This is a genomic window from Gemmatimonadaceae bacterium, from assembly GCA_035606695.1.
In the GTDB taxonomy this organism is placed as follows: Bacteria; Gemmatimonadota; Gemmatimonadetes; order Gemmatimonadales; family Gemmatimonadaceae; genus JAQBQB01.
The window spans coordinates 1-8962 of the sequence record DATNEW010000007.1 but is presented as its reverse complement, the minus strand read 5'-3'; the positions used below and the strand labels follow the sequence as shown (position 1 = coordinate 8962).

The following is an 8962-nucleotide window of genomic DNA, read 5'->3' as shown; positions in this document are numbered from 1 at the left end:
CACCGGTATTCCAAACCGCGCGCTGTTCCGCGACCGCGTGAAGCACGCGATCGCGCGCGGCGCGCGTACCGGCTTCGCGCCGGCGGTGCTCTTTCTGGACATCGACAACTTCAAGGCCGTCAACGACGGCTTGGGTCACGTCGCGGGCGACGAGCTGCTGTGCATCGTCGCCAATCGGCTGCACGCTGTCGTGCGCACGTCGGATACATGCGCCCGACTCGGCGGCGACGAGTTTGGCGTGCTGCTCGAGGAGTCGGCGGAAGGTCCTGGCACCGACCAGGTCGGCGATGCGGCTGCCGGCGCCGCGCACGTCGCCGAGCGCATGATCGCTTCGCTCAAGCGGCCATGCCCGGTCGGCGGCACCGAGATTTCCGTCTCCGCGAGCATCGGTATCGCCGTCATCGACCCCAGCGAAGACGACATCGACGTATTGCGAAATGCTGATGTCGCCATGTACCGCGCGAAAGCAAGCGGCAAGGGCTGCTATCAGGTTTTCGAGCCGACGATGCACGAAGCGGTTCGCTCGCGTCTGAGCCTCGAGACGGAGTTGCGTCGCGGTGTCGAAAACTGCGCGGCCGGCGCAGCCTCGCCGTTCGTGCTGCACTACCAGCCGATCGCGTCGCTCGCGACGGGCGAAGTCAAGACGATCGAAGCGCTGGTGCGCTGGCAGCATCCCACACGAGGGCTCGTGCCGCCGCTCGAGTTCATTCCGATCGCCGAAGAGACGGGTCTCATCATCACCCTCGGGCGGTGGATTCTCGGCGAAGCATGCCGGCAGACTCGCGAGTGGCAGAGTCAGTCGCCGAACGCGGCGGATGTGGGCATCACGGTAAATATTTCCGCGCGGCAGCTCGCGGAACCGCAGCTCGTCTCCGACGTCGCCGCGGCGCTGCACACCTCGGGGCTGCAACCCGAGTTGCTCACGCTGGAGATGACGGAGAGCTTGCTCGTCGACGACAGCGCGGCCATGCTCGCGCGGCTCGGCGCGCTCAAGGCGCTCGGTGTGCGTCTCGCGATCGACGATTTCGGCGCCGGTTATTCGTCGCTGCGCTACCTCGATCGATTCCCGGTCGATCTTCTCAAGATCGACAAGTCATTCATCGACCACCTCGGTGGTCCGAAGCGCGAGTCACCGCTCGCGCGCGCGATTCTCGGTCTCGGCCGCGAGCTCGGCGTACAAGTCGTGGCGGAAGGCATCGAGACCGCGGGACAATGGTCGCGCCTCCGTGCGCTGGGTTGCGAGCTCGGACAGGGCTACTATCTGTCGCGGCCAGTACCGGCTCACGCCGTGCCGGCGTTGCTGGAAGCGCGACCGGGGGCGTGATCGAACGGGCGTGCTCCGTCTCTCACCGGTGCACGGATGATTGCGCCGCGACTCGCCATGCCGCGCGCCGCATCGAGCGTGCGTGCCAGGTAAGGCGCCGTTCGACTCCGTGATACGCACGCGACGTCGGCGGGCGCACCCGCCGCCACGATCTCGCCACCTTCGTCGCCCGCGCCCGGCCCGACGTCGATGACCCAGTCGCTCGACGCGATGACGTCCATGTCGTGCTCGACGACGATCACGGTATTGCCGGCCGAGACGAGTCCGTCGAGCTGTCGCACGAGGCGTTCGACGTCGGCGGGATGCAAACCGGTCGTCGGCTCGTCGAGAATGTAGAGCGTGCTGCCGCGCGAGGTGCGTTGCAGCTCCGTCGCCAGCTTGATGCGCTGCGCCTCGCCGCCCGAGAGCTCGGTGGCGGGCTGTCCGAGCCGCAGATAGCCGAGCCCGACTTCGCGCAGCACGTCGAGCGACCGCGCGACATGCTCCTCTTCAGCGAAAAATTCACGGGCGCGGTCCACCGTCATGCCGAGGACTTCGGCGATGTTCTTGCCGTTGTAAGTAATCTCTAATGTCTTGGCGTTGTACCGCGCACCGCCGCACGTGGGGCACGGCGCATACACACTCGGCAGGAAGAGAAGCTCGACGCAGACGAATCCCTCGCCCTCGCAGTGCTCGCAGCGTCCCTTCGCGACGTTGAACGAGAAGCGGCCCGCATCGTAGCGGCGAGCCCGCGCCGCTTTCGTCGATGCGAACAACTTGCGGACGTGATCGAACAGGCCGGTGTACGTGGCGAGGTTGGATCGCGGCGTACGGCCAATCGGCTTTTGATCGACGCGCACGAGACGCTTGATGGTCTCCATGCCGCCGGCGATGCGGCCGCTCGTTTCGACCGCCGCGCTTCGTTCCAGCGCTTCTTCATCGTCGTCGAGCTCCGGCGCCGCATGACCGAGCGCGCCCGCGACCAGCTCGACGAGCGCCTGGCTCACGAGACTCGACTTGCCGGAACCCGACACGCCGGTCACCGAGGTCAACACGCCAAGCGGGAATTCGACGTCGAGGTCGACGATGTTGTTGCGGCGAACGCCTTCGAGGGATAACCATCCTTTCGCGACACGCGGAATGCGCGGCTTCACGGTGTGCTCGCCGAACAGATACCGCCGGGTCTTCGATGTCTTCACGTCGGCGAGACCAGCCGTCGGGCCGCTATAGAGCACGATGCCGCCGTGCTCGCCCGCCGCCGGCCCAACGTCCACGATCCAGTCGGCCTCCTTTACGACGTCCAATTCGTGCTCGACGACGAACAGCGAATTGCCGCCGGCCTTGAGCTGCCGCAACGCGGTGAGCAGTGCCTCCGTATCCGCGGGATGCAAGCCCGCCGACGGTTCATCGAGCACATACACCACGCCGAACAAGTTCGAGCGCACTTGCGTCGCGAGCCGCAGTCGCTGCAGCTCCCCCGGCGACAGCGTCGGCGTGCTCCGATCGAGCGAGAGGTAGCCGAGTCCCAGATCGAGCATCACGTCCATGCGCGTCACCAAGTCCTGCGCGATGCGCTCCGCCACGATCGCCCGCTCGGCATGCTCTCTCGCGAGGTCGCGCACGTGCGGCGCCGTTCCGTCAGCCGCTGGACGCATCACTTCGGCGAGACGCTTGATCGGCATCCGCGAGATGTCGGCGATATCGTAGCCCGCGAACGTCACCGCGAGCGATTCTCGCTTGAGGCGTTTTCCGCCGCACATCGGACACTCGGCGCTTTCCATGAATTGTGATACACGTTTCTTCATGGACGCGCTCTGTGTCTTCGAGAACGTCTCCAGCACGTACTTTCGCGCGCCGGTGAAGGTGCCCATGTAGTCGGGTTCCTGCTTCTTCCGCATCGCGCGCTTCGCTTCCTCGAGCGACGAGTGCGCCCATACCGGCACCTGCGGCTGCTCGTCGGTGAAGAGCAGCCAGTCGCGCGTCTTCTTCGGCAAGTCGCGCCAGGGCACGTCGATGTCGATGCCCATCGTCGTCAGGATATCGCGCAGATTCTGGCCTTGCCACGCGCCGGGCCACGCCGCGATCGCGCGCTCGCGAATGGTCAGCGAGTCGTCAGGCACCATCGACCGCTCGGTCACTGCATACACACGCCCGAGTCCGTGGCATTCGGGACAGGCCCCCTGGGGGGTATTCGGAGAGAAGTCTTCGGCGTGGAGCTCCTCGTGCCCGCGCGGATATTTCCCGGCGCGCGAGTACAGCATGCGCAGCAGATTCGAGAGCGTCGTCACGCTGCCGACGGACGACCGCGTCGTCGGTGCGCCGCGCTGCTGTTGCAGTGCCACCGCCGGGGGTAGACCGTCGACCTCATCCACATCGGGCACCGACATCTGATCGAACAGCCGGCGGGCGTACGGCGAGACTGATTCGAGGTATCGCCGCTGAGCTTCGGCGTAGAGCGTTCCGAACGCGAGCGACGACTTGCCCGAGCCGGAAACTCCGGTGAAGACGACGAGCGCGTCGCGCGGAATGTCGACGCTGACGTCTTTCAGATTATGCTCGCGCGCCCCGCGGACTTTGACGAATCCGGTGAAATTGTCGGCCATGTCGGGTGCACCGAAGAAATATCCGAGCCAATGCCGATCACACGACGTACGTTGCCGGTGGAAAGCGCGCTCGGCAGTAGTCGCGAACGTCGTTCAGCGCGCTCGGGCGAGCAACGCGTTCACCACGGCAAGCAGCGCCTTCGGCAAATGCTCCGGCTGGCGCAGCACCGTGTGCCCTGCCCTCCCGAACAAGCGCGGCAGATACTCCGACGCGTCTGCATCAACGGTGAGACAATATGGAAACACGCCCGACGCGCGCGCCTCGAACACGGCTTGACGCGTATCCTCGACACCGTAGCGATCCTGGTAATCGATATCGTGCGGCCTGCCGTCGGACAGAATGAGCAACAGGCGATGCCCCGCCGACTGCCGCGCCAGTTGCGCGGTCGCGTGCCGAATCGCGGCGCCGAGCCGGGTGAATCCGTCCGGCTCGATGGCGCCGATGCGCTCGTGAACGCTGCGCCCGTTCGGCTCACTGAAGTCCTTGATTACCGACAACTTCACGTTCGAGGCGCCCTGCCCGCCGAACGAATAGATCGCGTAGAGGTCGCCGAGCGCGTCGAGGGCTTCGCTCGCGAGAAACGATGCGATGCGCTCGACGTCGATGATGCGCTGACCGTGTCCGAGCGGCCGGTCGGTGGAGTTGCTGGCGTCGATGAGCACGGCGATTGCGACACCGCGTCGCGCCGGCCGAGCGTCGACATACAACCGATCGTCGAACGGCCGGCCGATGCGCCGATCCACCGCGGCCTCGACGAGCGCATCGCTGTCGAGCTCCGACCCGGCGCGCTGCCGGCGCAGCAGCGTGCGCCGCGCGCGAAACTTTTCGAACTGGTGGCGAATGCGCCGTACCGTCGCACCGTGCTCGTTCATCGCCGCGCGGATCCACGCGTCATCTCCACTGCGCGGTTTGTGAACCCGCACGGCGACGGCGCGGCGCACGTACGCGCCGCGATCGACACTCCACTCGTCGTAGTGCGTCGGCGGCGGCAAATCGTCGGGCGCTCCGAGCTGCAATTCCGCGGGCGCGTTCCACGCCGAATCGTCCTGGCTCTCGGCGGTAGGCTCGCCGGGCACCTCGGTCGGACGTTCAGATTCTTCTGAAGTGTCGGCCTCGTGCTCCTCGCTCGATGACTCCGCGGAATCCGCGGCGGCGGCCTCCGTCGGCGGTCCGTCGTCTGATGGACGCGTGGAGTCCTGTTGGTCGCGCTTGTCGTCGGGCTTCGCGTCGGTGTTGCGCGCACGTTCACCCGAAGGCGGCTCGCCCCAAATCGGCGCGAGCGGCAACCCGCGGTAGCGCGCCCGCGACGCGCGAATCGTTCGCGCTTCCTCGCGTGCCCACGCGAGCGACGCCTCGGGATTCAGCGACGGTTCTTCGAGCTCGTCCGGCCTCGACACCAGGAGCGCGCGCAACCGCAACTCGACCGCGCGTTCGACTTCGCTCATCCGCCCGATCGAAGGGCGATGTGCCGCCGCATCGCGACGCTCCCGCTCGAGCAGCTCGGCCATACCGTGGTGGTCGCGCGCAATGCGCGCATCGATCGTCGCTCCTTCGCGCATGAGATACAGGTCGCGCTCGAGCATGTCGCTCGGCAGGGCGACCGCGACCGTCCCGCGCGCGAGTCGCTCCGCCTGCTCGAGGGCGAGCAGCCGATACCGCGTCAGCGCCGGCGCGTCGGCCCGCATCTCGAGGTGACTCGGCAGCAGGACGTTGTCACCTTCGCAGCGAGCCATCGCCGGACCCACGCCGAGCCCGAATCGGGCGCGCGCGCGCAGTGACACGCCACGTGAGTGGGCATCCGAAAGCGGCGAGATGGATATCGCACGACCATAGAGCGCCGTCAGAAACAGCTCGAGGCGCCGATGGACGTCCTCGAGCGGCACCGCCTCGTGTCGCGGACCGACGCGACGGACCAGCCGCTCGCGCCACCCCTGGAAACCCGACCGAATGCGGTGCCGCGCCTTGAGAAGCCACCGGCGCGGCCGAGCGCGCCACGAGATGCCCTGCATTAGAGTTTGCTCACATCGTCGCGGCGACGACGTCGTCGATCGCGACGACGAGATCCGGATCATCGGTGAGCGGTCCGATGATCGCCGACCGGCACGCCTCGCTCGGCGAAATTCCATCGGCGATCAAGCGCGCCGCGGAGACGAGGAGACGCGTCCCTGGCCCTTCGACGAGCCCCTGTTCCTTGAGATGGCGCACACGTCGCCCCAACTCGACGAGCGCCTTCGCGACCGCGGGCCGCACGCCGCTCTCGTGACGCACGATTTCCGCCTCCACATTCGGCGCCGGAAAATCGAAGCTCAATGTCACGAACCGTTGACGCGTGCTGGGCTTCAGGTCTTTGATCGCGTGCTGATAGCCCGGGTTGTACGAGATGACGAGCTGAAATCCCTCCGCTGCGCCGACCAGCTCGCCGGTCTTCTCGATCGGCAGAATGCGGCGATCGTCGGTGAGCGGGTGGATCACGACGATCGTATCCTGGCGCGCCTCGACGACCTCGTCGAGATAACAGATCGCGCCGATGCGCACCGCGGTCGTCAACGGACCGTCGATCCAGATCGCTTCGTCGCCCCGAATGATGTATCGCCCGGTGAGGTCGCTGGCCGACAGGTCGTCGTGACACGCGATCGTCACGAGCGGGCGGCCGAGCTTCCACGCCATGTGTTCGACGAACCGCGTCTTCCCGCAGCCCGTCGGTCCCTTGAGCATCACCGGCAGCCCGCGTTGATGACAGCGCGCGAAGACGTCGACCTCGCTGCCCGTCGACAAATAGTATGGCTCGCGCTCGAGACGCTGATATCCGCGCTGGTCGCCGATGTCCATTGTATGCATTTCTTAAGATGCCTCGGAACGGCGATCAAAACGAGGTGCACGAGCCGCCTGCCCGAGCGACCGCGGCGAAACGCTTCATGCCGAGCGAGTTCGACGGGCCCAACGGCATCGGTCTCGGACTTGCGTTGCATGCGCACCAAACTACCGGAGCTACCTGAATGTCCGCCCCTCGCACGGTCACACTCTGTGGCCGGGCTCTCGATGAGCCTGGACACGTCTGCGCGTTCTTCGACTCACGCCACGAGGAATACGAGATCCTCGTACCCTATTTCAAGGAAGGCCTCGACCTCGACGAGCAGGTGATCAACATCGTCGACGGCCATCGCCACCGCGACCACTGCGCCCGCCTCGCGGCTCGAGGCATCGCCGTCGATGAGGCGATGGCCGACGGTCGGCTCGCCGTGCTGACCGCGGAGGAGACGTACACCAAGGGCGGCCGCTTCGGCGCCGAACGCATGTACGAGTTGCTGCAGTCGGCACTAGCCGACGCGGACCGCAATGGACGCCGCGTGCGGACATCAGGGGTGATGGATTGGGCGCTGAACGGCGCCGCCGGCACCGAGGAACTGATGGAGTACGAAGCGCGCGTGAACTTCCTCGTGCCCAAGTACGACTGCACGCTGCTCTGCGTCTACGACATCAACGAGATCAACGGCCGGATGATGATGGAAATTCTCTCCACACATCCGTACATCATTCACGGCCGAAAGATTCGCGAGAATCCGTACTACGTGCGGCCCGTCGAGCGCTTGCGCGAGGTACTGCTGCAAGACACTCCGGCCCCGCCGGCAGAAACGCAGTTGCAGTAGCAGTAGCAGTCACGACACGACGACGCGGCGGCGCTGCGCTTCACGGATTAGCGTGCCGCCGCCGCCGTGAATTCCGCCGGCCGCTCTCGCTTCGCCTGCGCGAGCGCTCGCGTGGCCCCCGCCGCATCGCGGTCTGTTCCATACACCGGCGTCCCGGGCTGTTGGCGCCACGAGTCGTCGAGAGTGCCGGCATCGATCGGATCGAACCCGAGCGAGTCGACGAGCTGCATGACCGCGGCCTTCGCCTTCTCATCATCGCCGGCCACGGGCAGCGCGATGCGATTCGTCGCACCCGGGGGCAAACCGCGCTCCATCAGATGCTTCGCATATATGTTGTTGAACGTCTTGATCACCGGCCGGCCAAGATGGTTCGACACCCACCGGCTCTCCGGCATGCCGTTCTCGATGTCGTCGATGCGGCCATCGCGCTGCTGCGGGTAGTAGTTGCCCGTGTCGATCACGATGGTGTCCGGCCGCGCCGCGTCGAACAGCCCCGCCGGCAGATCGGGAATGTTGCGCTCGGGGATGGTGACGATCACGATGGCGCGGTCGAGCACCGCGTCTTCGACCGTGACCGGAGTCGCGCCGGTCTCTTTCGCGAAATCGCGAAGCGTGTCCGGGCCGCGCGAATTCGCGATCGCAACGTCGTGGCCGAGCTTCGTGAGCCGGCGCGTGAGCGTTCCTCCGATGTTGCCTGTTCCGATGATTCCAATGCGCATTCGAGCTCCGTGAGCCTCAGTGTATCGCGGCGCCGGTCGTGGCAAGTGCGTCCGCCGCCCGCGCGACTCGCTCCAGCGCGCGTCGTATTTTCTCGGCCTCGTAGCCTACTGTGATGCGCAAGTGGTGATCCGCGCCCATGAATTCGCCGGGCGCCACGAGCAGCCGCTCGGTCAGCCGAATGTGCTCGGCAAGCTCGAACGATGACACCGGGAGATCGTAGTGCACGAAGCCGATCGCCGTCGCCGCGGAGGGCCGCACGCTGAAGCGTCCACGCTGTGCCGCGAGCCACTCGTCGAGCACGGCCACGCCGTTTCGCCTAATCTCCCGCTGGCGCGCGATGAGCGTCGCGCGCTTCGCCGGCTGGAGCGCGATCGCCGCCAGCGTCATGCTCGGCGCCGCGGCCGCGATGACAGAATACTCATGACGCCGCCACAGTTCTTCGATCGTGTCTCGATCGGCGATGACCCAGCCAATGCGCAGCCCCGCGAGTCCGTAGGCCTTGGACAGACTGTTCGTGCACACCGCACGCGAGTACCGCCCCCAGAAGCTTGGCGTCTCGGTCGTCGTGGTTCGCTCGGTGGCGCGATACACCTCGTCCGCATGCAGCCACGCGCCGACGCGCTCGCACGCGGCAATGATGCGCGACATCTCGGTCTCGGTGAATGCAACGCCCGTCGGGTTGTTCGGG

Annotated in this window: 7 protein-coding genes; 2 read left to right on the top strand and 5 right to left on the bottom strand. The window is 66.3% G+C overall.

The window, feature by feature from the left end:
* Positions 1-1324: EAL domain-containing protein (locus tag VN706_01810; protein ID HXT14335.1), on the top strand; the 1324-nt coding region annotated here is incomplete at its 5' end.
* On the opposite strand, the gene uvrA is transcribed toward VN706_01810, so the two are convergent.
* From uvrA to VN706_01795, 3 genes are all read right to left on the bottom strand, one after another.
* Positions 1282-3906 carry an excinuclease ABC subunit UvrA gene (gene uvrA / locus VN706_01805; protein HXT14334.1) on the bottom strand — a complete coding sequence of 875 codons (2625 nt, stop codon included), beginning with the start codon at positions 3904-3906 and terminating at the stop codon, positions 1282-1284. The two genes, VN706_01810 and uvrA, sit on opposite strands and share 43 nt — an antisense overlap.
* 93 nt (positions 3907-3999) lie before the next feature.
* Complete coding sequence (locus tag VN706_01800; protein HXT14333.1) at positions 4000-5916, bottom strand: VWA domain-containing protein; 1917 nt, start codon at positions 5914-5916, stop codon at positions 4000-4002.
* A gap of 10 nt (positions 5917-5926) precedes the next feature.
* Positions 5927-6745 (bottom strand): CbbQ/NirQ/NorQ/GpvN family protein, encoded by an 819-nt coding sequence (locus tag VN706_01795; protein ID HXT14332.1) that lies wholly within the window; start codon positions 6743-6745, stop codon positions 5927-5929.
* A 158-nt stretch (positions 6746-6903) separates the two neighbouring features.
* On the opposite strand from VN706_01795, the gene VN706_01790 reads away from it, so the two are divergent.
* A complete protein-coding gene (locus tag VN706_01790) occupies positions 6904-7554 on the top strand; it encodes an MEDS domain-containing protein (GenBank protein ID HXT14331.1) in 651 nt (216 codons plus the stop codon).
* A 47-nt stretch (positions 7555-7601) separates the two neighbouring features.
* Here VN706_01790 and VN706_01785 read toward each other — a convergent pair whose 3' ends face one another.
* Positions 7602-8273 carry an NAD(P)-binding domain-containing protein gene (locus tag VN706_01785; GenBank protein ID HXT14330.1) on the bottom strand — a complete coding sequence of 224 codons (672 nt, stop codon included), beginning with the start codon at positions 8271-8273 and terminating at the stop codon, positions 7602-7604.
* Between the two features lie 16 nt (positions 8274-8289).
* Positions 8290-8962 (bottom strand): aminotransferase class I/II-fold pyridoxal phosphate-dependent enzyme (locus tag VN706_01780; GenBank protein HXT14329.1); only part of this gene is annotated, 673 nt, incomplete at its 5' end.

Excerpts from the sequence above, each read along its gene's own strand:
- VN706_01800 (HXT14333.1), bottom strand. The coding sequence starts at position 5,916 with ATGCAGGGCATCTCGTGGCGCGCTCGGCCGCGCCGGTGGCTTCTCAAG.
- VN706_01790 (HXT14331.1), top strand. The coding sequence starts at position 6,904 with ATGTCCGCCCCTCGCACGGTCACACTCTGTGGCCGGGCTCTCGATGAG.
- VN706_01785 (HXT14330.1), bottom strand. The coding sequence starts at position 8,273 with ATGCGCATTGGAATCATCGGAACAGGCAACATCGGAGGAACGCTCACG.
- VN706_01795 (HXT14332.1), bottom strand. The coding sequence starts at position 6,745 with ATGCATACAATGGACATCGGCGACCAGCGCGGATATCAGCGTCTCGAG.
- uvrA (HXT14334.1), bottom strand. The coding sequence starts at position 3,906 with ATGGCCGACAATTTCACCGGATTCGTCAAAGTCCGCGGGGCGCGCGAG.